Annotated in this window: 25 protein-coding genes; 9 read left to right on the top strand and 16 right to left on the bottom strand. The window is 36.0% G+C overall.

Features of this window, described 5'->3' with window-relative positions; genetic code table 11:
• The first annotated feature begins 11 nt into the window (after window positions 1-11).
• From ACN5L8_RS13920 to ACN5L8_RS13910, 3 genes are all read left to right on the top strand, one after another.
• A complete protein-coding gene (locus ACN5L8_RS13920; protein WP_114706339.1) occupies window positions 12-935 on the top strand; it encodes a hypothetical protein in 924 nt (307 codons plus the stop codon).
• Entirely contained in the window at window positions 935-1,981 is a 1,047-nt protein-coding gene (locus ACN5L8_RS13915; RefSeq protein ID WP_419173327.1) for a quinone-dependent dihydroorotate dehydrogenase, read from the top strand. Before ACN5L8_RS13920 ends, ACN5L8_RS13915 begins: the two co-directional genes overlap by 1 nt.
• Before the next feature lie 95 nt (window positions 1,982-2,076).
• Window positions 2,077-2,898: a hypothetical protein gene (locus ACN5L8_RS13910; RefSeq protein ID WP_419173326.1), complete on the top strand. Its 822-nt coding sequence runs from the start codon at window positions 2,077-2,079 to the stop codon at window positions 2,896-2,898.
• Here ACN5L8_RS13910 and sfsA read toward each other — a convergent pair.
• Entirely contained in the window at window positions 2,893-3,645 is a 753-nt protein-coding gene (sfsA, locus tag ACN5L8_RS13905; protein WP_419173325.1) for a DNA/RNA nuclease SfsA, read from the bottom strand. The genes ACN5L8_RS13910 and sfsA overlap by 6 nt on opposite strands.
• An 83-nt stretch (window positions 3,646-3,728) precedes the next feature.
• On the opposite strand from sfsA, the gene ACN5L8_RS13900 reads away from it, so the two are divergent.
• Window positions 3,729-5,081: a hypothetical protein gene (locus ACN5L8_RS13900; protein WP_419173324.1), complete on the top strand. Its 1,353-nt coding sequence runs from the start codon at window positions 3,729-3,731 to the stop codon at window positions 5,079-5,081.
• A 39-nt stretch (window positions 5,082-5,120) separates the two neighbouring features.
• On the opposite strand, the gene ACN5L8_RS13895 is transcribed toward ACN5L8_RS13900, so the two are convergent.
• The 3 genes from ACN5L8_RS13895 to ACN5L8_RS13885 all read right to left on the bottom strand — a co-directional run bounded on the left by ACN5L8_RS13895 (window position 5,121) and on the right by ACN5L8_RS13885 (window position 8,974).
• Entirely contained in the window at window positions 5,121-6,983 is a 1,863-nt protein-coding gene (locus ACN5L8_RS13895; RefSeq protein ID WP_419173323.1) for a DUF4105 domain-containing protein, read from the bottom strand.
• Between the two features lie 63 nt (window positions 6,984-7,046).
• Window positions 7,047-7,478, bottom strand: a complete 432-nt coding sequence (locus ACN5L8_RS13890; protein WP_419173322.1) for a DUF3015 family protein — start codon at window positions 7,476-7,478, stop codon at window positions 7,047-7,049.
• A 128-nt stretch (window positions 7,479-7,606) separates the two neighbouring features.
• Window positions 7,607-8,974 carry a hypothetical protein gene (locus ACN5L8_RS13885; protein ID WP_419173321.1) on the bottom strand — a complete coding sequence of 456 codons (1,368 nt, stop codon included), beginning with the start codon at window positions 8,972-8,974 and terminating at the stop codon, window positions 7,607-7,609.
• A gap of 178 nt (window positions 8,975-9,152) precedes the next feature.
• Here ACN5L8_RS13885 and pyrE point away from each other — a divergent pair, with 178 nt between their 5' ends.
• The 3 genes from pyrE to ACN5L8_RS13870 all read left to right on the top strand — a co-directional run bounded on the left by pyrE (window position 9,153) and on the right by ACN5L8_RS13870 (window position 12,295).
• Complete coding sequence (gene pyrE / locus ACN5L8_RS13880; protein WP_412474401.1) at window positions 9,153-9,785, top strand: orotate phosphoribosyltransferase; 633 nt, start codon at window positions 9,153-9,155, stop codon at window positions 9,783-9,785.
• 139 nt (window positions 9,786-9,924) lie between these two features.
• Complete coding sequence (locus ACN5L8_RS13875) at window positions 9,925-11,196, top strand: citrate synthase (RefSeq protein ID WP_120404599.1); 1,272 nt, start codon at window positions 9,925-9,927, stop codon at window positions 11,194-11,196.
• 70 nt (window positions 11,197-11,266) lie between these two features.
• Window positions 11,267-12,295 carry a small ribosomal subunit Rsm22 family protein gene (locus ACN5L8_RS13870; RefSeq protein WP_419173320.1) on the top strand — a complete coding sequence of 343 codons (1,029 nt, stop codon included), beginning with the start codon at window positions 11,267-11,269 and terminating at the stop codon, window positions 12,293-12,295.
• 65 nt (window positions 12,296-12,360) lie between these two features.
• Here the strand turns inward: ACN5L8_RS13870 and ACN5L8_RS13865 are convergent, their stop codons facing one another.
• The 4 genes from ACN5L8_RS13865 to ACN5L8_RS13850 form a co-directional block, all read right to left on the bottom strand.
• A complete protein-coding gene (locus tag ACN5L8_RS13865; protein ID WP_419173319.1) occupies window positions 12,361-12,870 on the bottom strand; it encodes a hypothetical protein in 510 nt (169 codons plus the stop codon).
• A 193-nt stretch (window positions 12,871-13,063) separates the two neighbouring features.
• Complete coding sequence (locus tag ACN5L8_RS13860; RefSeq protein ID WP_120404602.1) at window positions 13,064-13,483, bottom strand: hypothetical protein; 420 nt, start codon at window positions 13,481-13,483, stop codon at window positions 13,064-13,066.
• 67 nt (window positions 13,484-13,550) lie between these two features.
• Complete coding sequence (locus ACN5L8_RS13855) at window positions 13,551-13,820, bottom strand: type B 50S ribosomal protein L31 (protein WP_120404603.1); 270 nt, start codon at window positions 13,818-13,820, stop codon at window positions 13,551-13,553.
• 131 nt (window positions 13,821-13,951) lie between these two features.
• Window positions 13,952-14,248, bottom strand: coding sequence for a hypothetical protein (locus tag ACN5L8_RS13850; RefSeq protein ID WP_120404604.1), 297 nt, complete (start codon window positions 14,246-14,248; stop codon window positions 13,952-13,954).
• A 115-nt stretch (window positions 14,249-14,363) separates the two neighbouring features.
• Here ACN5L8_RS13850 and rpmG point away from each other — a divergent pair, with 115 nt between their 5' ends.
• Window positions 14,364-14,540: a 50S ribosomal protein L33 gene (gene rpmG, locus ACN5L8_RS13845; protein WP_120404605.1), complete on the top strand. Its 177-nt coding sequence runs from the start codon at window positions 14,364-14,366 to the stop codon at window positions 14,538-14,540.
• A gap of 52 nt (window positions 14,541-14,592) precedes the next feature.
• On the opposite strand, the gene ACN5L8_RS13840 is transcribed toward rpmG, so the two are convergent.
• From ACN5L8_RS13840 to ACN5L8_RS13805, 8 genes are all read right to left on the bottom strand, one after another.
• A complete protein-coding gene (locus ACN5L8_RS13840; protein WP_419173318.1) occupies window positions 14,593-15,534 on the bottom strand; it encodes an ABC transporter ATP-binding protein in 942 nt (313 codons plus the stop codon).
• A gap of 19 nt (window positions 15,535-15,553) precedes the next feature.
• A complete protein-coding gene (locus ACN5L8_RS13835; RefSeq protein ID WP_419173317.1) occupies window positions 15,554-16,519 on the bottom strand; it encodes an ABC transporter ATP-binding protein in 966 nt (321 codons plus the stop codon).
• Window positions 16,520-16,537: 18 nt separating this feature from the next.
• Entirely contained in the window at window positions 16,538-17,437 is a 900-nt protein-coding gene (locus ACN5L8_RS13830; RefSeq protein WP_412474407.1) for an ABC transporter permease, read from the bottom strand.
• Window positions 17,437-18,462 carry an ABC transporter permease gene (locus tag ACN5L8_RS13825; protein ID WP_419173316.1) on the bottom strand — a complete coding sequence of 342 codons (1,026 nt, stop codon included), beginning with the start codon at window positions 18,460-18,462 and terminating at the stop codon, window positions 17,437-17,439. The genes ACN5L8_RS13830 and ACN5L8_RS13825 overlap by 1 nt, the downstream gene beginning before the upstream one ends.
• Window positions 18,463-18,475: 13 nt before the next feature.
• On the bottom strand, window positions 18,476-20,077 hold the full coding sequence (locus ACN5L8_RS13820; RefSeq protein ID WP_419173315.1) for an ABC transporter substrate-binding protein: 1,602 nt from the start codon (window positions 20,075-20,077) through the stop codon (window positions 18,476-18,478).
• Window positions 20,078-20,363: 286 nt separating this feature from the next.
• Entirely contained in the window at window positions 20,364-21,602 is a 1,239-nt protein-coding gene (locus ACN5L8_RS13815) for a hypothetical protein (RefSeq protein ID WP_419173314.1), read from the bottom strand.
• Window positions 21,603-21,959: 357 nt separating this feature from the next.
• Complete coding sequence (gene ald, locus ACN5L8_RS13810) at window positions 21,960-23,069, bottom strand: alanine dehydrogenase (protein WP_334679201.1); 1,110 nt, start codon at window positions 23,067-23,069, stop codon at window positions 21,960-21,962.
• Window positions 23,070-23,156: 87 nt separating this feature from the next.
• Window positions 23,157-23,945: an MBL fold metallo-hydrolase gene (locus ACN5L8_RS13805; protein WP_419173313.1), complete on the bottom strand. Its 789-nt coding sequence runs from the start codon at window positions 23,943-23,945 to the stop codon at window positions 23,157-23,159.
• Between the two features lie 66 nt (window positions 23,946-24,011).
• Between ACN5L8_RS13805 and ACN5L8_RS13800 the strand changes: the two genes are divergently transcribed.
• Window positions 24,012-25,403, top strand: coding sequence for a M16 family metallopeptidase (locus ACN5L8_RS13800; RefSeq protein WP_158536814.1), 1,392 nt, complete (start codon window positions 24,012-24,014; stop codon window positions 25,401-25,403).
• The last annotated feature ends 1 nt before the right edge of the window (window position 25,404 follow it).

Genomic DNA, 25,404 nt, shown 5'->3' with positions numbered 1-25,404 from the left:
GCATAAGAGTTATGAGGAAGTATTTTTTACCAATTTTATTAATCTTAGCAACTTCTTGTTCACTGCTTGCTCCACCTCAAAGAAGAGATAATCGTGGACGTCAAGCGAGACCAATGGAGAGGACACACTTTACAGGTGTTAAGAAGAAAGTTGCCCTTTTAACTTTTTTCAATGAGTCGCCGTTTGGAGGCCAGGACCTTGGTGTTGTGGCAACAGAAGAGCTTAGACGTGAAATAAATCGAACAGGTCAATTTATTGTTGATCCAATGTCTGCAAGACTTTTTGGTTCCTCAAAACAGGTTTACTCACAAGGTGGATCTAAGCTTGTACAGATGACAAGAAAGGCCAAAGGTGAAGGTATTAACTTTGTGATTTTTGGGCGTATCATTGAGGCCCGAGTCAGAGAAAAATCAGATGAGGTTGGCTTTGTCAGAAGTACAAAGAGTTATAGTGAGGCAAAAGTCGAAATTCGCATCTTTGATGTAAATTCAAATAAAGAAATCTATACTGACACCTTAAATGGTTATGCTGATGATAAGAGTTATCGATTCTTTAAATCAGATCAACAATCTAAATCAAAATATAGACAAGACCTTCTAAGGTATGTCGTTAAGGTTGCAGTTAGAAGGTCTATTCCTCGAATCCTAGATACGGCCGCAAAGCTTGAATGGGTTGGTCGTGTTGCAAAGATTATAGGAAATAATATCTATGTTAATGCTGGACGAGATTCAGGACTTAATATTGGTGACGTCTTAAAAGTAGTAACAGAAGGTGTTGATATTTACGATCCTGAAACTGGAGCACTAATAGGTGTTTCTAAAGGTGAAGTGAAGGGAACTATTGAGATCATTGACTATGTTGGACCTGATGCTTCAATTGGTATTCTCCATTCTGGGGGCTCTGTTCACGAAGGTGACTTTGTAAAGTTATACTAATGGTTTATTCAGCTTTAAAATCTCTTCTTTTTAAACTCGATGCCGAGGATGCTCATGATTTAACGATAAAGTTAATGGAGAGCTTTCCTCTTTTTGCATCTTTATTTAATACTCATATTGATCCCAAAACATGTTTAAAAGTTGGGAACCTAACGTGGAAGTCTCCCGTTGGACTTGCTGCTGGGCTTGATAAGAATGCAAGGGCCTATGAATTCTTATCTCAAGTTGGCTTTGGCGCTATTGAAGTTGGAACTGTTACACCTCGTCCACAAATCGGAAATGAAAGGCCAAGGCTTTTTCGCTACATAGAAGAAGAGTCTATTAGAAATTGTATGGGCTTTAATAATCTGGGCTCAGACTTTATGTATCAGCAAGTATTAAAGCTAAAATCAAAAGGCCTAAGTATTCCTCTAGGCGTCAATATTGGCAAAAATAAAACAACACCTGATGAAGAAGCTCCTAAGGATTATGGACTTCTTTATCAAAAGTTTAAGGATATAGCGGATTATATTGTCATCAATGTATCTTCTCCTAATACTCCTGGCCTTCGTTCTCACCAAACAAAAGATGCGTTAGAGAAATTATTTAAGGCCTTAGATAGGAAAGAAGAAGAGGTGGATCTCTATCTAAAAATAGCACCAGATATTGAAATGGATGAGATCGATGCAATTCTAGAAACAGCTGCTAAGTTTCATCTAACAGGTATTATCGCTACGAATACAACGATTATGCCAGAAAGGGGAGTTGGTGGCATTTCCGGAAAGCTTCTTTATAAGAAAGCACATAATATTCGTAAGGCCTGTTTAGAAAAGATTAAAAACTATCCCTCACTTGAATTTATCGGTGTTGGTGGTTTTGCTAGCTACAATGATGTGGTTGAGTATTGGAGAGCTGGGGGGCGAGCACTACAAATTTATTCAGCTTTCATTTTTCAAGGACCTAAATTACTTTCTTCTATAAATGAATCAATTCAAATTGATTTGGCCCGTCTTGAGTTAAAGTCTGTTGATGAACTCATAAATTATTATCAAAGAAAAGCGCTGTAAGTGCTTGATTTTTAGAGCGAGAGATAAAGTATTGCTTAATATTTTCTTGATCTTGACCGACAAGTGATTAGGTTGGTTAATATTAAAGGAAAGCAATGATAAAGAGCTTTATCAACACTGTCGTTCTCGCTTCTATATGTGGGGCGGTTTTTCTAACAAGCAGTGATATCGAAACAACAATTATGCAAGAAATTGGTCAAGGAACGAATCCGTATAAGCATGTGGATCGCTCACCTGATTTCGTTAAAAGAACAATTGCTTCGATTTCTGATGATGTTAACACACGAGCGTTAAAGAAGAGAAGAGTTGAAGATATGCATATTTATAAGTCATATGAAGAATCTCTTTCTCAGTTAAAATCATGCTTGCGCACTATCTGTGATGAATATTTTAAAAGTGATGAAGTTTCTGAAAACTATGATCGTTATGAGCAATTAGTTGCTTCAAAGATTAGTGATAAGGTTAATAAGCTTTATAATTTCACACTTAAAAGAGGTTTTAGGTCACATTCTATTGTTACAACGGCCCTTGATCTAATTGATATTCCACATGATGAACTAAAGAAGAATTCAGTTTTATTATTAAGTACTCAAAAGAGTGATATTAGATCTCTCAATGCTATCGTTAAGCTTGCAAAGAAATCTCAAAGTCGAGAGCTTACTAATTTACTAATTCATGAGCTAGATCGTTATTCCAAGTCCGAAAACTTTCAGCATAAGGTAAGTGATCAAATTATTAGTGAGATTCAAGCCTCTCCTGCTGCAACTGGTTCGCTTCTTGCAACCCAAATGTCTCGTTTTATTACAAAAGAGAATTACTTAAAGTTCAACGAGCTTCTTACAAAGATTCCAACAGAGAGTAAGGTCTATTCTAGCATTGTTGGTCAGATTGAAAAGATTGAATCAACAAACCTATAGCTTGATTGGAATTTTCTTCGCTAACTTTATTTCTTCTTCATTCATACTAAGCTGATAGGCAAGGATTTTAACTCCTTTTTTCTTGGCCTCATGGAGAAGCTCTTTATATCTTTTGTCCACATCGCTTACATTAAAGCTTTTAATATCTTCCCTTGAAACAACGTAGAGCATGGTTGCTTCATGGCCTTCTTCTTTTAATTTCATCAATTCTTCAAGATGCTTTTGACCTCTTGTCGAAACTGCATCCGGAAACTGTGCTTGATTGTCAACTTTTAGAGTAACATTTTTGACTTCAACAAAGTTATACTTAACTTTTGCATTTTCTAGTTCGAGATTTTTCTTATCAATTTCTTTGTTACTTAGAAGAAAGTCGATACGACTCTTTCCAATCTTAACTTCACTTTTAAAGTAAGGGTATTTTGTTAGTTCGCTGATGAGTCCTTCTTCCAAAGCTTCCTGAACAAGTTTATTTGTTAGTCCTGTATTGACCATAATCCAGGAGTCGCCATTTGAAATCATGTGGGCCGAAAATTTGAGCTTTCTTTTAGGATCATCACTATGGGTCATTAGAACCTTCCAATTAGGTTCCCAACAGCTTTTCATACTGCCTGTGTTTGCCAGGTGGGCAGTGTGAACTTCTTTTTTATCATAGTCCTTGAACTTCTTAGTCAATTTGAAATCTAATAGAAACCTCTTGTAACGTTCAACAATTTTTCCAATTACTAAATCATTCTTATTCAAATGCATTTTTTTCCTTTTGGTTTGTAATGCTAACTATCTGTAATTGTATATGCTACAATATCTGTAGAATATCATTTAAAGAGGAATTTGTGAAAACTGCATTAATTATCTGCGATAATGAGGTCTTAAATTCAATTTATAGCGTTAATTTGAAAACCTATACAGAGTTGAACCTTATTTTTGAATCGAGCTTAGACAAGGCGTTGATTCATATTGAAGATCCAGATGTGGCAATTGATGTATTAGTTACGATGGCAAGTATTGATGGAGAGGATACTGCATTATTGGCATATCATAACTGCATTGAGAACGACCGAGATATTCCTTCTATTGTAATTGGTGAAGGTGACTTGATCCCAGATGAGAATCATATCGTTAAAAACCAATTTGATATTCCTGGAATTATTCAAAATATTTTCAAATCACTTGGAATGAATCCAAAAGAGGTCTTAGCAGTTATTACTGAAGACTTATATGAGATGCCAATCCGACTTTTCTTCCCATTTAAGAAAGCATTCTGTGACACATATTATATGCTAGAAAATAATGGCCAATCTGCTCCAACTAAAATCTTTGATAAAGAGAGTGATGTGTGGCCAAAGGTAAGAGAATTCCTTGATCAAGGTGTATCAAATTTACTCATACCAGCTAAAGAGCGTTTTGCTTTCACAAAAAAAGTTACTCAACTACTTATAGAAAGTATGGAGCAAATAACTCCAGAGACTCCACAACAGGAATCTTTAGACTTTGTTGAACAAAGTATTGATGCTGTTGCTGAACAATTATTTGATAATCAAGAGGTTACTCAAGAAGTCATTCAACTATCGCAGATGTGTATGGATACAATGGAAGAGGTTATTGAGGATGTTCCTGATCTTAAATCTCTGCTTAAAGACCTTGCGGCACTAAAGTCTGGATTTCTCTATAGTCACTCAATTATTGCAGGTTACGTTTCTACTCATATTCTCGATAATGTTGAATGGGGCGGTGATGCGCACAAAGAGAAGTTAAAATTTGTTCTTTATTTTCATGATATGTATCTAGTTCAAATCTACAAGAAACATCCTGATCTAATGTATGAGGATAAACTTATTTTTGATCCAAATATTACGGAAGAAGAAAAAGAGATAATCATTAACCATGCTAGTGAAGCGGCAGATGCAATTAGGCGCTATCCAGGATGTCCTCTTGGAGCTGATGTTATTATCATGCAACATCATGGAACGCCGAATGGACAAGGTTTTGCTACAAGCTACAAAGACGACATTTCACCTCTCGCAAAAGTTCTTATTATTGCAGAGGCCTTCACTGAAGAAATTTATCAAAAAATTGAAACAAAGACTGCAGTCAATGTTGAAGAGATTATGGATAAACTTAAAGAGCGTTTTACTAAGCATACATATAAGAAAATTATTAATACCCTCGCTAATATCAAGATATAACTCCTCCTCCCCGCGTGACATTAAAAATAAATGGGGTATCTAGTAGAAGATATTTAATCCTGCAAAGCCTCTTTGATAAATATCATCATAGTATTCATAACCAAATTTTAAGCTGCTATTTCTACCGAGATGGATTCTTGCTTCAAAACTCCATTCATGACTCCTGTTGATATCTGAATGGTTGCCAAAGAGGTATTGGTAAGTTGCTTGCATAGAGATTAATTTGTGAATGGAAATGGCCTTAAGTTTTGGCCCATAACTTAGTCCATAATTATAATCTGATTCGTAAATATAAGTGTTTTGAGTGGCCATAAATACTGCTAGTCCAAAGGTTTCATTGCCAAATGTATAACCGAGGTTAAAGTCTAAGTAGGGATTAAGGCTTCGACTTTGATAGATGAAACTTTCTGCAAATCCAAAATCAAATTGCCAGCTAAGTTTCTTTGCAAAAGCATTTACAGGTCTTAATGCCTCAATTTGTGCAAGTTTTATATCAACTAAGCGCAGTTTGTTTTCTTGGTAACGGTTATAGTCAAATTTTAGATTTAGGAGTTCTGTCGTAGACATTGGTAAAAAACCAACTTGTGGATCAAGAATATCGTGAAGAGCTCCACGTATTTCAAAATTAAGGTATTCACCTTTAGAATCAAAGCTAGATCCTAAACTAAAGCGATTTGTGTAATGTCCTTTTTCCGGAGAGCTTGGCATTAAGAAGTTATAGTCGACTATTTGAGACTTTGAATTAAGCTTGGCCCGCTTACTATTGATTTGAAACTTTTTAATTCGATATTCTTTCTTCTCTCTAGACTTCAATGACTTTGTTGCATCCACATCAGCATTTTTAAAATCAACATAGAGATTATATGTATCTAAGACAAAGAGCTCATCTTCGTTATCTTTGATTTTATTAATTGCTTTGTAATCCTCAATAAGTGTTTTAAAGAGGCGCTTTTGTTTGGTAGTCATTTTTTTGTAACGAGTTTTTAATTTTGTATAAGAAGAAGGTCTCGTTTTTATCTTCTTAACGATATTATCCTGTTCAAAAAGCGCATAGATGGTGTCAACAGGAGGTACTGCTGTGTTAATGTGATCTAGTAAATTCCAGTCAACCCTTATGGCATCGACGAAGGCCAAAATATGATAGGAGCAATTCTTGGTGAAATAAAGATAGTCATAATAGGCCCTATTCATTTCAAAAAGATGGGCCTGAAAATAGATGAGGTCTTTATTTGTTAAATTTAATTCATAGTCCCATAGGTCGCGGGATTCCATATTATTATATTCTTTAACCTTTACGTAATAAGGCATCATTGCATACATTCCACGAAATCCACCAAAGATCCCTTTGTATCCATAAACAAGAGGATTAATAGTATCTACTTTTGCACTGAAATCGACGCCGTAATCAAGTAAGTCATTATCCTCTTTGACCGAAGATTTTGAACGTAACCTAAAGAATGTATGTCCAAATGTGGAAGCAGGCTTTTCAATAAAGTAAGAAGAAAAAATAATTGAGACAGATGAAATATCAATTTTTTTTACATAACTTTGGTAGGCCGGACAGTCTAATAAGTTTAGGGCCTGTTTTATTAGGTTATTTTCTTTAAGGAGAATGAATCGAGCAGGGAAAAGACATTTTGGATGCTCGTCCATATTTTCAACTCTTGGAGACTCAAGTCTTTCAATTGTTCTTTTTAATTCTTTAAGAGGAGAAGTCATTCCATGATCAGATAGAAAGTATTCTTTTGATTTTACCAATGACTTATGGCCAAAGAGAGTTTTTTCATAACGGATGAGCTTTAACCAAGGCTCTGAAAATGCAAATTGTTTTATTGTTGAGGATGCAAAGATGGTCTGCCCCAACAGAATGGATAGAATTGTTGCAGTAAGTGTTTTTATCATTATTTAATATTTAATTCATTGGCGTATAAAAAAGTGCCTACAGCTGGGCTGTAGGCAAAATTCTTACATTGCCAATACTGATTGGATGTTATTGTGAATTGTTTGAGCGTCTGCATTGTCTGCAAAGATCATATCAAAATTTTGTTTTAGATTAGTTTTGTCTGCTTCTGGTGCATTTACAAGTGCAAGATAAGCATTTAGGCTTTCACCTTCACCGCGAGCGATATCACTTGATAAGGCAATCATATTGTTTTCTACAAATGATACTGCCGAAACTCTTGCTGACTTTGCATCTTCACATCCAAGAGTACCTGTTGACATAGCAAATGTTTGGTTACCAAAGATACCATTTGTTGTTGCTGCAAGAACGTTAAGTGCAAGACCTGATTTTCCTTCAAAGATAACGGCACCCAGACCACAACCTGCTGGACCGTGAGCTGCAAATGCTGTTGAAGTTACAACTGTAAAAAGAGTTGCGCATAGTAGTTTTTTCATCAATAAACTCCTTAATATTGAATTGTTGATTTACAATATAAAGAGTTTAACTTAGTTAAAATGAATGTAAACTAAAAAAGAGAAGTTTTTGTCCGATATAAAAAGTATGTTTTTAAGAAAAATTTAATTTACACAATCGTTCTTTGTAATGCATTTAGTGGATCTTTGAAGTTTCCTTGGTTGTAAACTTCTTTCATCTCTCTAAAGATATTGAGAAGATTCTTCTTTCCACCAGTACTCGTACAAAGTCTTAGGATGAAATTATTTGCTAAGATAAATGCACATGAGTGTGCTGTAAGTTTATTGGTACTTAGGTTATTAGGAAAACCGTCACCTTTAGGTTTTTCGTGGTGTTGCGCGATAACAAAGTCTGCTTCAGGATAGCCTGTAAAATACTGTGCTATTTCTGCTGCCTTAATAGGGTGGATACGATAATTTTCCTGTTCTTCTTCTTTAAACATTTTCAGCTGTGGATCTTCTAATGATTGAATACTAATAAGGTCTTCATTCTCAAGCATTGAATCATATAAAAGAGAGGCAAGACCAAGTTTTTTCTTAGATGTCTCAGATGCCCAGCCAAGCGCTTGTAAGATAAAGTGTGATAAATAAAGAGTCATAATTGCTTGAGTGGCGATATCAAATGGCCCACTCTTTGGAAATAAAGAGAGTACGTTACGATACTTCTTATTCTCAAGAACAATATCGCGACTACAAAGAATAACCTTGTCGCATAGGTTAATCACATTCTCTGATACACCAACAGTCTTCACATATTGATGTATCAGAAGTACGGCCTTAATTTGGTTTTCGATCACTTCTTCTTGTGAAATCTTCTTTTTACTTTCAAAAACTTTTAAAAGATTCTCAATTCCCTCTTCAAGAAATTTTAGATAATCATTCTTTTTAAGATAGAGTACTTTTATATTCTTTCTTGCATATGAATGAATAGTTGAATGAGAGTATTTCTTATTTGCCGATATAATTTTAGTATACTTTGTTTGTGTTAACTCGAGATAGACGTCGTAGGCCAGTGTTTCAAAAAGATAAAAACCGCGAATTTTCATTGGTAGTAAGTCATCTTCCTCAAATTCCTCAATAGTTGAGCCAAAGTCTTCGCTTTTAACCCACGCCAGTGCTTTATTAACAGCTGTCATAAAATCTTCTTCTTCAATTGGCCTTAATAGTGCCGAAGATGATTCACTTCTAGCATATAGTGCGTCTGGAATTCTTTCTTTTATCATTGCTTCCATTCCAATGAAGACAAATGGCCTTTGACCTGTAATGGATAAGATTTTTCCTGCAAGTTGTGAAGGGTCCTCATTCTTAAGAGACACTTCTATTAAGATCATAGCAAATGGACCTTCGAAGCTTAGTAAATCGATTGCATCGTCACCACTGATTGCACAGTGTAGTTGAATATCAGGAAAGCAGTTAGAAAATGAGTCTCTTATATATCCCCATTCATCTTTCTCATCACAAATATACAATGCCTTCAAAATAACCCCTTAATTCATTATTTCATCTTAATTATGTATTTCTTTTGCCCACTCATCGGTAAGTTATTGAAATAATAAAATTTAGTTAGTTAAATATTTGTAAATCAGTTGATTATTATACAATGATTCTTCTTTTTAAGATGGATAATTTTGATTAAACTAATTTAAAGGGGTTAGCATGCATTCTAAAATTCAAGATCTTGTAAAAGAGATGATAAAATTTGGCTTAATTAAAATTTCACCACAAAATCCATTTAAATATGCTTCTGGTAAAGAAGGGCCGATTTATTGTGATAATCGTCTCATGTCTTCAGATCCAAAAATGTGGGCCTTAGCAATAGAGCTCTTAAGTGAGACGATAAATAATAATAATCTTAAATATGACTTTATAACTGGTGTCGCCACTGCTGGAATTTCACATGCGGCCGCATTGGCATATGCTCGAAAAGAACCAATGAATTATGTTCGCTCTAAACCTAAGTCTCACGGGACAGGTAAGATAGTGGAAGGAAAAGTTGGCGAAAACAGTAAACTACTTTTAGTTGAAGACCTGGTAAACCAAGGCTCAAGTATTGAAAAAGTCATAAGGCTTATTCGCGATCAAGGCCATGTGGTAGACTCTGTTTTGTGTTTGGTGGACTACCAGACACCTAATGCGAAGAAGGTGGCAAAAGAGTTGGAGATTGATATCTTTTCACTAATAAATTTAAATCAATTAGCCGATATCTGTTTGTCTGAAGATATTATTAATAAAGAAGGCCATCAATTACTGATGAGATGGCAGCAAGACCCTGATAATTGGCAGGTCTAAATTGTGCGACGCATGTTTTAGACGCAAGACGTGTCGACATATCTTGCAAAAGAATATATGTATCATACTAATATTATTCGTATTACCTTAACATCTATATGTTTTTAAGTTATTCCAACTTAAATTTTGGAGGAAACAAATGGCCGAAAGTGCAAAAATAGAAATCAATGGTCAAACGATCGAAGTTCCAACTCTTAAAGGAACTGAAAATGAGCTCGCTTTAGATATCTCAAAGCTTAGAGCACAAACTGGAGCAATTACTCTAGATATCGGTTTTGTAAACACTGGATCATGTACGTCAAAGATCACTTTTCTTGACGGAGAAAAGGGGATCCTAAGATACCGTGGTTACCCAATTGAACAACTTGCTGAATCTTCAAACTTTGCTGAAGTATCTTATCTTCTATACAACGGGGAGCTTCCAACAGCTGCTCAATTAGAAGCATTCAACAAGGATATTGCTGCTTCAAGTAAGCTTCCTGGTGGAGTCGAGAAGATCATTGATCAATTCCCTGGTTCAGCACACCCAATGGGTGTTTTAGCTGCTGCTATTTCATCATTAAGTGGGTTCTATCCTGAATTCCTAAACCCTGAGGCAACTGAGGAGATTAAGAATAAGGCAATTACTCAAATGATGGGACAAGTTAAAGTTATGATGGCGCAATTCTATCGCAAGACGATGGGAAAAAGCCCTCTAGCTTCAAACGCTAAGCTTGATTACTCATCAGACTTCTTAAACTTAATGTTTGATGGTGAAGTTGATAAAGATGTAGCAGATGCTCTTGATACTTTATTAATTCTACACGCAGACCACGAACAAAACTGTTCAGCATCAACTGTAAGAGTTGTTGGTTCATCTCATGCTAACGTATTTGCTTCAATTGCAGCTGGTGTTACAGCTCTTTGGGGACAATTACACGGTGGAGCAAACCAAGCTGTACTTGAGATGCTTGAAGAAATTAGAAAAGATGGTGGTGATTACCAAAAATTCATCGAAAAAGCCAAAGACAAGGAAGATCCATTCCGTCTTATGGGATTTGGTCACCGTGTTTATAAGAATTTTGATCCACGTGCAAAAATCATTAAAAAAGCATGTGACACAATTCTTGAAAAGCTTGATATTCAAGACCCTCTTCTTGACATTGCAAAAGGTCTTGAAGAAGTTGCTCTTAAAGATGAGTACTTTGTTAAACGTAACCTATATCCAAACGTAGACTTCTACTCTGGTATCATCTACAAGGCACTTGGTATTCCAACTAATATGTTTACAGCAATGTTCGTATTAGGACGTCTTCCAGGTTGGCTATCTCAGTGGAAAGAGCTTAGAGAAGATGGTGTACGTATTTCACGTCCACGTCAGGTTTACATGGGTGAGAATGAAAGAGATTACACGCCAGTAATCAAAAGATAATTTTAGTGTAAAATTAATCTAATAAATATAAGGGCCTCATTAGAGGCCCTTCTTTTTTGTGGAAGGTAAGATGTTTGATTACGAATCAATTTTAAGTGCACTTTTAAATCCAAACCTGAATAAGCAGCAATTAGCAAAGCTTATTCAGCTACAGTCACAACAATTCACAAGTGATCGCACTCGTTTAAAAGATAATTACTCAAATGAAGACTTAATCAGTGCTTACACAGCATTCTATTTCCCAACAAATGCATATAAATTAGACTTTCTCTTTTCTCAATTAAGTGAGGAGAGTTTGTCTGCAATCTCAGAAACGACGATTATTGATATTGGTTGTGGCCCTGGAACTTATACTTATGCTGCTGCCAATCTCTTGCCTAATGTAAAAGAGTTCATTGGTGTTGATGAAAGTGAGTTAATGCTTAAACAGGCCAAGAAGCTTAACGATGAATATTTTAAAGAAGATAGGGTTTTCTTTAAAAACCGTGTCCCTCAAATTGAAAACTCAACGCTAATCTTTGGTAACTCTTTAAATGAAATGGGAATGAAGGCAGCTTTTAAGCTAATAAAGAACCTCAAGCCTAAGTTTATCATCTGTATTGAGCCGGGAACCAAAGAGGTCTTTAAAGAAGTTTTAGAGCTTAGAAGAAAACTATTAAACCTTGAGTATAAAGTTAATTATCCATGCATGGGGCAGGGAAGTTGTCCTCTTCAAGAAACTGATGATTGGTGTCATCAGTCTATTAAAGTAAGTCTAGACTATGAACTTGAGTCTCTATCACAAGTGGCAAAGCTTGATCGTAAGGTTATGCCTGCAACAATTCATCTCTATAGTTTAAGTGATGAAAATAAGCCAGTCGTTGAGAATGAGGCGCGCTTAATACGTTTAAAGAGAATTGTGAAACATGCTTATCTTTGGGAAGTTTGTACAATAGAGAATAAGATTGTGAACTTAGAAGTTCCAAAAAAACTCTTTAAAAAGAAAATGCTTAAAAAATTAGATGCTATCTCTTCTGGGATAAAGCTTTCTTATACGATCGATAAGGAACTTGAAAATTCTACTTTTAGAGTTAAAGAGATTGAAGTTGAAATTGATTAAGATAAGTATCTAATGATGAAAATTAACAAATAAAAAAGGCCTGTTTTTCACAGGCCTTTTATTTTTTAATTACTTGCTGGAAGTCTTTGTAGTTTTACTGGAATAATATCTCTAAGTTCTATTTCATTTTTAAACTCAGTGACTTTCATTTTTTTGATTTTATTCTTTCCGTAATAATAAGTTTTCTTTGAAATCTCTTGAGTCATAAATGCCGTATCAAGATCATCTAATAGTCTTCTGCGATTATTTTCTAAAGAGCTTACATAATTCTTTGTTGCATAATAATTTTGTTCCTGTGCTCCAGCAACACCTCCGAAAGGGGCCCAAAGGACTGAGGCCGGCCAAAATAATAGGTTTGTAATTCCATAACCTACATTGCCATTATAAAAGTCACCAACACCTGGAAGTACATTTAATACTGCGGCAGTTACTTCATCTTTTTCTTTTACTGCAATACCTTCAGCTTCCCATTCTGCTAACTCTCTTTTTTGTTGCGAATTCATATTTGCACAACTTGTAACAAGTAAGGCCATTGAAACTATAGCTATTGTTCTTGAAATTGATTTCTTGATCACACATCCCCCTTAGAAAAGAAAATCTTATTTTTGATATAATAACTTCGGTAAATTTTGATAAGTTCTTTAAAGAAATCTTTTCTAAGTTGTTGAAATTATTAACTTCTCTTTAGGTGGTCTATAAGTATAACTCTCAAGTACTTAGAATATTTAAGCTTAAAAATATATGTTGGGATAGGATTTTTTTCTAATATTACTGAGACTTCTTTAATTCTTTTACTTCATAAATGATTTTTTCTTTATTCATTTTAAAGTGGGGCATCAATAGAATAGGGGATAAGACATCTTTAGCAAGCTTTCTCATTTCCTTTGTCTCAAGGATTGCCATGAGCTTATTTATTTCTTCTTCGGAGTATTTGTCTTTAATACGTTTGACTATTTCTTTCTTCAGGTCGATGAACTCTGTATTCTCGTCAATAATCTTTTCAAGCTTTTTATTATCAAGGCTTTTAGCGGACTTTTCAATAAGCTGTCTTTTAACGAAATCGGCACGCTCTTTTGAGTCATTAATTAAATACTGTTCTTTAAGCAAGATATCAGCAATATAGTTAATTTTATTTTCAAGCTTAGCAAATGCTACTTGAGTAATAAGGATTAGGATTAAGAATTTCATTTCTTAATTATAAACAAAAAAGCCTCGCGATGCGAGGCCTTTATATATCTTAAATTTAAAAAGTAAATTAAGACTTTTTCTTCCCAAGTGAAGCGTAAGAAGTACCAAATTTCTTTCTGAATTTGTCGATACGACCTTCAGTATCAAGTACTTTTTGCTTACCAGTATAGAATGGGTGAGATGCACTAGAGATATCAAGTTTTACGTATGGGTAAGTTTTCCCTTCAAACTCAAGCTCAGCATCTGCTTTGATTGTTGATCTAGTGATAAATTTTAAGTCAGCAGAGATATCGTGGAATAGAACGTCTCTGTACTCTGGGTGGATACCTTTTTTCATTTTAAACCTCTTTTTCTCGCATTGCTTGTTACAATGCTATTTTCTACGTTTAAGTGTTCTTACATTTAAGTTTGAGATTTGAGCAATTTCGCTTATATAGCAGAAATTGTCAAGAGTTTTACTCCTTGCGGCTAGTGAGCACTGCAAGAACTACAACCTCCGCCAGACTTATCTGTCGGGTCGTTAAATTGCCAATGTCCATAGTTTTCATTTATTAATGAAATTGCTGACTTTAACGACTTGAAATCACGTTGAAATACTTCTTTATCCTCACCATCGACTACTGTTACAGAGTAGAGTATGACCTCTCTTATTGCTCCGTTTGTCTCTTCTACATCGCCAGTCATGCCAATAAAGGCCTTAAAATGCTCACTATTGTAGTGGGCGAAGTTCCAATTCTTCAAATTGACTAAGTTTTGTATTTCCATGCAGTATTTTTAACAGTTGGCCCTTGCCATGACAATGTATTTCTAGTAAGTTTCTTACCTACGATTACTAAGTTATAAGAGAAATTTTAGGTTTATATATTTTTAGGAGGCAGTTATGGCAAAGGGGCCAAGAGTTATTATTACACTTGAGTGTACAGAAGCGAGAAAGAATGGACAAACTCCATCTCGTTACACAACAACTAAGAACAAGAAGACTAATCCAGAAAGATTAGAAATCAAAAAGTACAACCCTTTCTTAAGAAAGCACACTGTACACAAAGAAATTAAGTAATTAATTATTTAAATTAAGATATAAAAAAGGCCCACTTTTTAGTGGGCCTTTTTTAATTGGCAATTACTTCGTGGCAGAAAACACTTCTTTGGTCGATATCACGACATTCAGGAATTTTGCTCTTACAAGTTTCTACAGCAAGCGGACAACGAGTATGAAAGTTACATCCTGATGGAGGATCAAGTGGTGATGGTAGTTCCACATCCTTAAGAGGAGGGAAGGCTTTTATCACTTCATTTTCCACAGCGTGCGCACTTTTTAAAAGTGTCTTTGTATATGGATGGTGAGGCGTCTCAAATATCACATCACTCTTTCCATATTCACATACCTTTCCAAGATACATGACAAGAACTTTATCTGCGATATAGCGTACAACAGAGAGATCGTGAGAGATAAAGATATATGTTAGATTAAATTCTTTTTGAAGATCTCTTAAAAGATTTAAAACTTGTGCTTGAACAGAGACGTCTAATGCTGAAACAGGCTCATCCAAAATAAGAACCTTTGGCTTTAAGATCAGGGCACGTGCAATACCAATTCGCTGGCGCTGGCCACCACTAAACATATGTGGGTACTTATGGGCGTGCTCGTGTCTTAGTCCAACTGTTTCCATTAGATCACAGGCCCTTTTAAAAGCTTCTTTCTTTGTCACTTTCTCATTTATTAAGAGTGGGTCTGCAATAACCTCCCAGGCCTTTTTTCTAGGATTAAGGGATTCCAGTGGGTTTTGAAAAACCATTTGAATATTATGATATAACTCCTTAGAGCTCATTTGAGAAAAGTCTTTTCCAGCTATTGTGATACTTCCACCCGATAAAGATTCAAGTCCCATGAGGCATTTTGCAAGAGTGGATTTTCCGCAACCTGATTCACCTACAATTCCTAGCGTCGATCTTTCTTGTAAATTAAAACTCAGGCCATCAACGGCCTTTACAGTTTTATCTCCCACTGGGTAATGCTTCTTTAAATTTGTAACTTTTATTGTATCAATCATTATTTTATTATCCGTTAGATTAGTTGTTTAAAGGGTGAATACATCTTAGAGAGCGATCATCATGAATGATTAGTTTTGGTAGATGATTACATTCATTACTAGAGTATTCACAGCGCTCCTTGAATTGGCAGCCTGTGGGCCTACCTGCAAGGTCTGGTACCATTCCTTTGATTGAATAAAGGGGAGCGTCTATATCGTTTGCAAATGATGGTATTGATTGTAGAAGTCCAAATGTATAAGGATGCCTTGGGTGTGCAATGACATCTTCTGTTGGGCCTTTTTCAATTACTTCACCTGCGTACATAACTTTTAATGTTCTCGTAAAGTCTTTTACAACAGCAAGATCGTGAGAGATGAAAATTACGGCCATACCTGTCTCTTTCTGGATCTCGATTAAAAGCTCCAGAATCTGTTGTTGAACAGTTACATCAAGTGCTGTTGTTGGCTCATCTGCAATTAGAAGCTTAGGATCTGATGCAATGGCCATGGCAATCATCACTCTTTGTGCCATTCCTCCTGAAAGTTCGTGAGGATATGATTTCATTCTCTCTTTTGGAGCCGGAATACCAACGAGTGTTAAAAGCTTTTCGACTCGATTCTTTCTATCGGGCTTAGCCATTGTTGGATTATGAATTTTTAAAACTTCTTCAATCTGATTTTCTACTGTGTAGCAAGGATTTAAGCTACTCATGGCATCTTGGAAGATCATACTAATCTCACCACCGCGAATCTTTTGCCATGATTTTTCGTTAAGGCCTTGAAGATCAGCTCCATCAAAGCTTAATTCATCAGCAGTGACTACGGCGTTGTCATCGAGGAGTCCCATAATGGCCATACTTGTAATACTCTTACCACATCCGGATTCTCCAACAATTCCTAAAGTCTCACTTTTTTCAACGTCAAAGGAAACATTTCTAACCGCGTGAACAAGACCTTTTTTTGTCTTGAAGTGGATATTTAAATTTTTAACTTTTAATAAATTCATAGCAATATTTCTCTTTTCTTATCTCTTAAGTTTTGGATCAAGTGCATCTCTAAGCCCATCACCAAATAAGTTTAGGCCAAGTACGACTGCTAGAATGCAAAGTCCTGGTAGCGTGACAAGCCATGGAGCACTTTGTATATAAGGCCTAGCATCACTTAGCATAATCCCCCATTCAGGAGTTGGAGCTTGAACACCTAGTCCTAAGAAGCCAAGGGCCGCAGTGGAGAGAATCCCTTCTGATAGTCCTAGAGTAATTTGAACAATTAATGTTGCCATACAATTTGGAAGAATTTCCTTTAGCATGATGCGAATAGGAGAGGCCCCAAAAGTTTTAGCAGCTTGAACGAATTGTAGGTCTTTGATTTCCATAACATTGGCACGAATTAAACGTGTAAAAGATGGAACACTTACAAGTGAAACAGCAAAGACCGCATTCATAAGTCCTGGGCCAATTACAGAGACAACTATAATAGCGAGAAGAATACTTGGGTAGGCCATGAGAATGTCAATAAATCGCATAATCACAGCATCCGTCTTTCCACCAAAGTAGCCTGCAAGAAGTCCAAGAATAGTTCCAATTACAGCTGATATACATACAATTGATATCCCAACAAAGAGTGAGACTTGAGCACCGTAAATAAGTCGGCTTAAAACATCACGTCCAAGATCATCTGTTCCTAGTAAGAAAGACATATTTCCACCTTCTGCCCAAATTGGTGGGATACGAAGTTGTCCTTCAAAGATTTCACTTTGCCCATGAGGAGCAATAATAGGAGCGAGTAGTGCTATAAGAATAAATCCTATAACTAAGGCCAGTCCAAAAACTGCACCTTTGTTATCACTAAAATGATCCCAAAAGTCTTTTAATAACTGAATATTTGTTATGTTTGAATCTTGTTTAATTACTTGGTCACTCATTATTTTGAACCTGAAATTTTAGGGTTAACAATCGAGTAGATTATATCCACGCATGTATTGATGAAGATAACCATCAGGGCAATGAAGAGAATACCTCCTTGTATTACAGGGTAGTCTCTAGCGTGAATACTTGCTACTAGCCAACGGCCGATACCTGGCCACGAAAAGATGGTCTCTGTAAGAATTGCTCCTGTAATGATACTTCCAAAAAGCAGTCCAATAACAGTTACGATTGGTATAAGTGCATTCCTTACAGCGTGTTTCCATACAATCTTTTGATAACTTTGGCCTTTTGCTTTAGCTGTTTGGATATATGGTGCTTTTAAGACCTCAAGTACACTTGATCTTGTCATTCGAGAAATAACAGCAAGTGGAATTGTCCCCATAGCAATTGTTGGCAGGATAAGGTGTTTTAGGGCCGAGAAAAATGGTGCTAAACCATCAAATTCAATGACCTCAGGATTAAGCGTATCAATTAGCATGAAACCTGTAATACTTGGTACTTCATAGAAGACATCTAACCTTCCTGAAACAGGTGTGATTCCCATATTAACTGAAAAGACAATAATGAGAATTAATCCCCACCAAAATATTGGCATTGAATATCCCACTAGTGATGTACCCATTAATAGATAGTCTATAAAAGAATTACGCTTTAAAGCTGCATAGACTCCAGCAGGGATTCCTATTAGGATGGCAAATACCATCGCACATACTCCAAGCTCTAAAGTGGCCGGAAAGCGAGAGAAGAACTCATTAACTACTGTTTGCTTCGTCACAATGGATTGGCCAAAATCTCCTGAGAAGATATTTTGTATGTAGAGAAAGTACTGCTCTAGAATTGGACGATCGAGTCCTAGTGTTTTTTGCATGGCCGCATAGACTTTAGGATCAGCACCACGTTCACCTAAAAGAAGAAGAACGGGGTCACCTGGAACTAAGCGAACAATGATAAAGGAAAATAAGCTAATCCCAATTACTGTTGGGATTAGCTGAAGAAAACGTTGTTTTAAGAAGTTTTTCATATAATTTAATTACTTATTCGATAGAGATATCAGTAAAGATGTCATTTCCAAGAGGATGAATTTTGAATCCCTTTACATTATTTCTCATGGCACGGTGAACTGTTGAGTGAAAGAGTGTTATCCATGGAACCTCTTTTTTAAATACTTCTTGGGCCTCAAGATAGTAGTTAGCTCTTTTCTTTGGATCGTTTAGCCTCTTTGCCATTATAACCTGACGGTCATAATCCTTATTACACCAATTTGCATAATTAGAGCCGGCCTTAGCTCCTTCACAGCTTAATAACATATATAAGAAGTTATCAGGGTCTCCATTGTCACCAGTCCATCCCATTTGAATCATTGAATGCTCACCAGCGTGTGCCTTCTTTAAGTATGTAGGCCAATCATATGTCACAAGCTCAACCTTGATACCAATTTTTGCAAGATCTTCTTGCATTAATTCACCCATTTTCTTTCCATTTGGATTATATGGACGAGATACCGGAAGAGTCCAAATTGTTGTTTCAAAACCATTTGGAAGACCTGCTTTTTTTAATTCTTCTTTTGCCTTTTGAATATTATATTCATATGGAGTGATATTGTCGTTATAACCCCAGATTGTTGGTGGCATTGGGTTCTTTGCAACATTTGCAAACCCAAGATAGATAGGATCAATATAAGAGTCACGATTTAGGGCATAGTTTATTGCTCGTCTTACGTGGATATTATCAAAAGGCTTCTTTTCAGTGTTCATAGCAAGGTATGCAACATTGAGACCGGCACCATCTAATACTGTTATATCTTTATTTGCTTTTAGTGCTGCAATATCTGTTGGTGCAGGCTGAGTCGCAAGGTGGCATTCTCCTGCAACAAGTTTCTGCGTTCTAACTGAAGGATCAGGAATAATAGAAAAAACCATTCTCTTAATTTTTGGAGCACCTTTAAAATAGTCTTTATTAGCTGTATAACGGATCATTGTATCTTTCTGATATGATCCAAAAATAAATGGGCCTGTTCCAACTGGTTTACGATCAAAATCTTCAGGAGTTTTGGCCGCTAGCATTTTTTCACCATACTCACGCGAAAGGATACTTGTGAAGGCCATTGCAAAGTTTGCAAGTAGGGGAGCTTCTGGATGATGAAGTTCAATTTGAACTTGGTACTTATCAGTTTGTTTAATATCTTTGATAATATTAGACATTCCCATTCCATCCCAATATTCATAGATACCACCACTTACTTTATTATATGGATGGTCCTTTTTAAACATACGGTTTAGGGACCACACAACATCACTTGCATCAAGCTGTCTTGTTGGTTTGAAATATTTTGTTGTATGAAATTTAACACCTTTTCTTATATTAAACGTATAAGTTAGTTGGTCTTGAGATACAGTCCAACTCTCAGCAATGGAAGGAATGATATTAGTGCTTCCAGTTTGAAAACTTACAAGTCGATTAAAGAGTGGGTAAGCTGCCGCATTGTGAGATGGGCCATCAGTTAGAAATTGAGGATTAAATCCTGAAGGTGAACCTTCTGAACAGTATACAAAAGTACTCTTATTTGCTCCGTTCTTTCCTGAACAAGACACAACGAGTAGGGCCACAATTAAAATGGCCATTAGGTTTTTAATCATTACTAAGCTCCCTTAATGATTTATTTATTTTTTATTTATAAAATGGTACGTAGCATTTGCTATAACGTAAATAGCACCACGCGTTGCATTGCTTAATCTTTAATTTCTTAACTATTCAAGTACTAGAGATTGTGATGACCACAATTGATAAAGGTAGAAATGAAGTGAGAAAAGAAGGCCCCTGTAACTAAACAGAGGCCTTCTTGTTCAATTTATATTTTCATGGCCTTCAAACAATTCCCTAAAATTGAATGAAGACCTTAAGTGTGTGCTTAAGGTCTTTTTTCTAAAGTTCAGCTTCTGCTTTTAGCGTATGTGTTACTGGCTTTAGCTCTTGCCCTGGAACAGTTGAATCCAGTGGAAAGAAAGTAAGAGTAACTTTAAGCTTACGCTCTTTTTCAAATGGACCAAAGAAGCCTTTTTTGATTTTTTCAAAACCGTGCTCTTTTAGTTCTCCTGTAAGAAGAACGTTTCCATTATCAAGAAGAGTTTTGTTGAAAGTTAAAAGATCAATAGTCTTCTTAAAGTGAAGTCTCTTCTTTTCACGATCGTAGATTACGATTTCTGTCTTTAGCGCTTCAACACCTTCTAGATTAGATACTTCTAATTCAAACTTTCCTCGCTTACTAATATCAACTTTAGCAGGAGTTACTTGAATAGGAGCACGTGCTTTATCTAGGTCAAAGAATTCAACTTTTAGAGTCGATTCATAGTTATAATCTTGAACCTCGTTAAAGTCTGCAACTTGGAAGTTAATCTGAGTTGATTCTTCATTTAAGTTTTCAACTTCAGTTTGGAAACTCTTCATTTCGTTTGCAAAGTTTAGCGTGAAGTTTGCATCGGCTTTCTCGATTGCACCAATATATTCAACTTTTACTTTGTGAGTTACTTTTTCAGTATCTTTGTAAGGTACTGTACGTGTCTTTGTACAAGCGTATGGCTCTGAACGATACTTTGTTACTGTACGACAAACGTAGTCTTGGTATGGCTCATCTGTACAAATATTTCTTCCTGGCTCCCAGTGACAACGTTGAACTGGGCGTGAGCGACAAACACGGTCTTGGTATGGTTCACGGCTACATGTACGACGACCTGGCTTTGTTTCACAAACACGACGACCTGGTCTTTGCTTACATTCGCGACGTCCATTAACATCACGACATATTCTTTGCCCTGGTACATTTCGACAAACTTGTCTTGATGGGCCAGTTGTACATCTTTCACGATATTTTGTTTCATAGCGACACTGACGCTCGTAGTCTGTGTGGCAAACATTTCTTCCTGAGCGGTAGCGACAAGATTGACGATACTTCGTTTCGTATCCACATTCTTCGTCTTGGTATGGAATTTGATTGTAACAAGTACCTTCGTATTCTTCTTGTTTGTACTTTGTTACCTCAATTTCTTTGGCAAGAATTTGAACATCATTTTGTCCACCATTGAATGAGAAGTTTAATTGGTTATCACTGGCAAAAGCAGTGAGAGTGATTAGAACAAGTATTATGCTCTTAATAAACTTAGACATTTCTCCCCCTTAAAAGAATTAATGAATAACTTTTAGCGAGATTGAGGTAAAAATGAAAAATATATTGAAGTTAATTTATGTTAACTCCCTAAATGTAAGATATTTTGAGAAAACTAACACTTTAAATCATTGAATTATCGAGAAAGTTGAGCATTTTGGTTAAAAAATGACCCCAGTTGTAAATTTGATAGGTTATCTTGAGAGGAATGATGGGGTGAGTTGAATTACGAAGCTAAGTGATTAAGAATTTAATATCATGCTTTTCTTTGGTGATCACTTTATTATTTTAGGTCAGAACTCTTGTTCAAACTTATCTAGAAAATAATAAAAAGGGCCTTTGTAGGCCCTTTTCTTATATTAATCAATATTTAGTGGAGTGTATTCAAGGTTAAGGTCATCAGCTACTTGCTTGTAAACGAGTTTACCTTTGTAGATATTGATACCTTTTTTGAATGCTGCATCCATTCTCGCTGCTTCTTCAACACCATATTTTGCAATCATACGAGCATACTTAAGAGTTACGTTAGTAAGTGCAAAAGTTGAAGTTTGAGCAACAGCACCTGGCATATTAGCAACACAGTAGTGAACAACACCATCTACTAGGAAAGTAGGGTTTTGGTGAGTTGTTGGCTTACATGTTTCAATACAACCACCTTGGTCAACTGCGATATCAACTACGACAGATCCCTTTTCCATTTTAGAAATCATCTCTCTTGTTACAAGCTTTGGAGCTTTAGCACCTGGTACAAGTACCGCACCAATAACAAGATCTGATTCTTGAACAGACTTTTCGATATTTTCAATATTTGAAAATAGAGTCGTGATTCTGTTATCAAATAGGTCATCAAGCTCAGCAAGACGCTTAGTCGATAGGTCAATTGCTGTTACGTCAGCACCCATACCCATGGCCATTTTTATTGCGTTAGTACCTGCAACACCACAACCAATAACTGTTACTTTTGCTCTTCTTGTTCCTGGTACACCACCTAGAAGAACACCTTTTCCACCGTGGTCAATTTGTAGGTAAGAAGCACCAATTTGAGTTGCCATTCTTCCTGCAACTTCTGACATAGGAGTTAGAAGAGGTAGTGAACCATCTGCTGGTTGGATTGTCTCGTATGCAATAGAAGTTGATCCAGACTCCATTAAACCAGTTGTTTGCGGCTCATCTGCTGCAAGGTGAAGGTATGTATAAAGAATATGGTGTGGCTTTAAAAGAGCAATCTCTCTAGCTTGTGGCTCTTTTACTTTGATGATCATTGTCGACTTTTCAAAAACTTCTTCAAGTGAGCCAAGAATCTTAGCACCTGCTTGGATGAAGTCTTCATCGCTAATACCAATTCCATAACCAGCATTTGTTTCTACATACACTTCGTGACCGTCGTGAACTAGTTGTCTAACACCGCCTGGAACTAGACCAACGCGATTTTCATTATTTTTAATTTCCTTTGGAACACCAATAATCATACTAAACTCCATCAAAGCTAAAGGCGTAATAAAATATCTTAAAATTGTTAAGAATATATAATGTTTTTAACGTGCAATTACAATAATTTAAACATCGAATTTCATGCCGTCATAAGCGACTTTGACATTTTTAGCAGGAAAGTGCTCATTGCACTTAGATTGCAACGAGTCATGTTCCAATTCGTGGCCCATATGTGTAAGAAAACTCTGCTTTGCGCCAATTTCTTTGATATATGAAAAGCACTTGTCCACGTTTAGGTGGCTGCGGTGAGGCTCTTCTCGAACACAATCTATAATAAGCGCATCAAGGTTTGAGTTTTTAAGCTTTAAAAGTGTCTGGTCCGCAATCTCATGACAATCTGAAATTATAGCAAGCTTATCCGTTAATAAACCTAATGAAGTTCCATTTCCGTGGGGAAGCTGAAGGAATTCACATTCTAGCTCACAAATTTTCAACTTTTCATTAATATTGATCTCATTCATTAAGAGTCTGGGACTTGAGCCGATATGCCCCTTATTACTTCCAAAGATATAGCCAAATCGTTCATGGATAACTCTTGCACAATCACTTGATGTGTAGAGGTTAATTGGATGATTGAATGTGAATGGCCTTATATCATCAATCCCGTTGAGGTGATCAGCATGAGGGTGAGATATAATAACACCATTAACATCTTGGACGTTCTCTCTTAATAGTTGAGTCCTTAGGTCGGGACCAGTGTCAAAGACGATAGTCGTCTTTTTCGTTTGCAAGAGAAAAGAAGTGCGAAGACGCTTATTAAATGGATTTGAACTTGTACATACTTTGCAATTACATCCTAACATTGGGATGCCTGTACTTGTTCCTGTTCCTAGAAATGTGATTGATAAATTCATAAGTATATATTGCCATGAAAATTATAAGCTTTTAAACTACTTATGTTAACTTTTATTGGAGATTTAATGTTTAAAACGACAAAGTACTTTGCCTGCCTGGTATTTTTATTTCTTGTCTCGTGTTCATCGACGCAGGATCAGGGCACAAATCATAAAGATATTGGACTTGGTGACTTAGAGTTAAATATCGATATTCAAAAACATACGTTAGATAATGGACTGAAGTTACTTCTAGTACGGGACTCTAAACTTCCTATTGCATCAATTTATACATTCTACGATGTTGGTGGAAGATATGAGAAAGTAGGCACGACTGGTGCGACTCACTTTCTAGAGCATATGATGTTTAAGAAGACGAAGAATTATCCAGCGGAGTATTTCTCAGATTATATTGAAACTTACGGTGGTGATTCAAACGCATATACGACATTTGATAACACTGTTTATTATGAAAATATTGCGGCCTCTACTGTTGAGAAGATGATTGAGCTTGAAGCGGAGAGAATGCAAAATCTTGTTCTTGAAGAAGTTCCTTTTGAAAAAGAAAGACAAGTCGTTCTTGAAGAAAGAAAAATGCGTTATGAAAATAAGCCAAATGGAAAAATTCATCTTGCAATGATGAAGGCGATCTTTAAAGGAACTCCATATGGAGGCTCTGTTATTGGCGATGCAAAAGACGTAAAGGCACTTAAAAGAGATCAGATGATGGAGTTTTATCATAACTTCTACGCACCAAATAATGCGACGATGATCATTGTTGGTGATATCGATCCTTCTTCGGTACTAGATAAAGTTAAGGATACAATTGGAAAGATTAAAACAAATAGTGACCTTGATAAGAAAAAAGAGAAGCTTGATAACGTTGATAATTATAAGCGCACTTCAAAGCTTCCTTATATTAAAGGCCTTAATGGACAGGCAAAGAATCCAATGTTTCGTTTAGCATTTCCTGCTGTTTCAATAACTCATGAAGATGCACTTGCCCTGGACTTCTTAGCTGATATTTTAGGAACTGGTACAAGCTCTTATCTTGTTAAAAACTTTGTCGTTTCTAAAAGACCTCGTCTTTCAAGCGTTTATGCTTTCAATTACGGCCTAAAGAATGGTGGTGTTTTTGTTATTGGAGGAGAGATTCTTCCAAAATTTAGTATTCGCACAAGTCGTAATAAGCTTTTAAAAAGTTTACGTCGTTCATGCTCAAAGGCCATTACACCTCGTTCAGTACAAAAAACTAAGAACTTACTATTAAAGCAATACTTCCAAGCAATTTCTACAAATGATGGCCTTGCAAGCTTCTTAGGCTCAACTGAATTCTACTTTGGTGATTATCGTGAGTATAAGAAACAACTAAAGAGCTATGATGAAATGACTGTGGAGAAGGTGAGAGACGTATGTAAGCGTTATATCTCGGGTAATAACTATGCCTTCTTATCAATTTGGGATCGTAATAAAAGGTAAT

Origin of the sequence: Halobacteriovorax sp. (genome assembly GCF_048381875.1) — a bacterium.
Lineage (GTDB): Bacteria > Bdellovibrionota > Bacteriovoracia > Bacteriovoracales > Bacteriovoracaceae > Halobacteriovorax_A > Halobacteriovorax_A vibrionivorans.
Note: the sequence above shows the minus strand (reverse complement) of the source record. Positions and strands in the feature narration are given on the sequence as shown.

Coding starts and splice junctions, on each gene's coding strand:
- ACN5L8_RS13815 (WP_419173314.1), bottom strand. CDS start 21,602: ATGTCTAAGTTTATTAAGAGCATAATACTTGTTCTAATCACTCTCACT.
- ACN5L8_RS13890 (WP_419173322.1), bottom strand. CDS start 7,478: ATGAAAAAACTACTATGCGCAACTCTTTTTACAGTTGTAACTTCAACA.
- ACN5L8_RS13860 (WP_120404602.1), bottom strand. CDS start 13,483: ATGAAATTCTTAATCCTAATCCTTATTACTCAAGTAGCATTTGCTAAG.
- pyrE (WP_412474401.1), top strand. CDS start 9,153: ATGCATTCTAAAATTCAAGATCTTGTAAAAGAGATGATAAAATTTGGC.
- ald (WP_334679201.1), bottom strand. CDS start 23,069: ATGATTATTGGTGTTCCAAAGGAAATTAAAAATAATGAAAATCGCGTT.
- ACN5L8_RS13840 (WP_419173318.1), bottom strand. CDS start 15,534: ATGATTGATACAATAAAAGTTACAAATTTAAAGAAGCATTACCCAGTG.
- ACN5L8_RS13915 (WP_419173327.1), top strand. CDS start 935: ATGGTTTATTCAGCTTTAAAATCTCTTCTTTTTAAACTCGATGCCGAG.
- ACN5L8_RS13835 (WP_419173317.1), bottom strand. CDS start 16,519: ATGAATTTATTAAAAGTTAAAAATTTAAATATCCACTTCAAGACAAAA.
- ACN5L8_RS13800 (WP_158536814.1), top strand. CDS start 24,012: ATGTTTAAAACGACAAAGTACTTTGCCTGCCTGGTATTTTTATTTCTT.
- sfsA (WP_419173325.1), bottom strand. CDS start 3,645: ATGCATTTGAATAAGAATGATTTAGTAATTGGAAAAATTGTTGAACGT.
- ACN5L8_RS13920 (WP_114706339.1), top strand. CDS start 12: ATGAGGAAGTATTTTTTACCAATTTTATTAATCTTAGCAACTTCTTGT.
- ACN5L8_RS13805 (WP_419173313.1), bottom strand. CDS start 23,945: ATGAATTTATCAATCACATTTCTAGGAACAGGAACAAGTACAGGCATC.
- ACN5L8_RS13820 (WP_419173315.1), bottom strand. CDS start 20,077: ATGATTAAAAACCTAATGGCCATTTTAATTGTGGCCCTACTCGTTGTG.
- ACN5L8_RS13830 (WP_412474407.1), bottom strand. CDS start 17,437: ATGAGTGACCAAGTAATTAAACAAGATTCAAACATAACAAATATTCAG.
- ACN5L8_RS13910 (WP_419173326.1), top strand. CDS start 2,077: ATGATAAAGAGCTTTATCAACACTGTCGTTCTCGCTTCTATATGTGGG.
- ACN5L8_RS13855 (WP_120404603.1), bottom strand. CDS start 13,820: ATGAAAAAAGGTATCCACCCAGAGTACAGAGACGTTCTATTCCACGAT.
- ACN5L8_RS13895 (WP_419173323.1), bottom strand. CDS start 6,983: ATGATAAAAACACTTACTGCAACAATTCTATCCATTCTGTTGGGGCAG.
- ACN5L8_RS13825 (WP_419173316.1), bottom strand. CDS start 18,462: ATGAAAAACTTCTTAAAACAACGTTTTCTTCAGCTAATCCCAACAGTA.
- ACN5L8_RS13870 (WP_419173320.1), top strand. CDS start 11,267: ATGTTTGATTACGAATCAATTTTAAGTGCACTTTTAAATCCAAACCTG.
- ACN5L8_RS13850 (WP_120404604.1), bottom strand. CDS start 14,248: ATGGAAATACAAAACTTAGTCAATTTGAAGAATTGGAACTTCGCCCAC.
- rpmG (WP_120404605.1), top strand. CDS start 14,364: ATGGCAAAGGGGCCAAGAGTTATTATTACACTTGAGTGTACAGAAGCG.
- ACN5L8_RS13875 (WP_120404599.1), top strand. CDS start 9,925: ATGGCCGAAAGTGCAAAAATAGAAATCAATGGTCAAACGATCGAAGTT.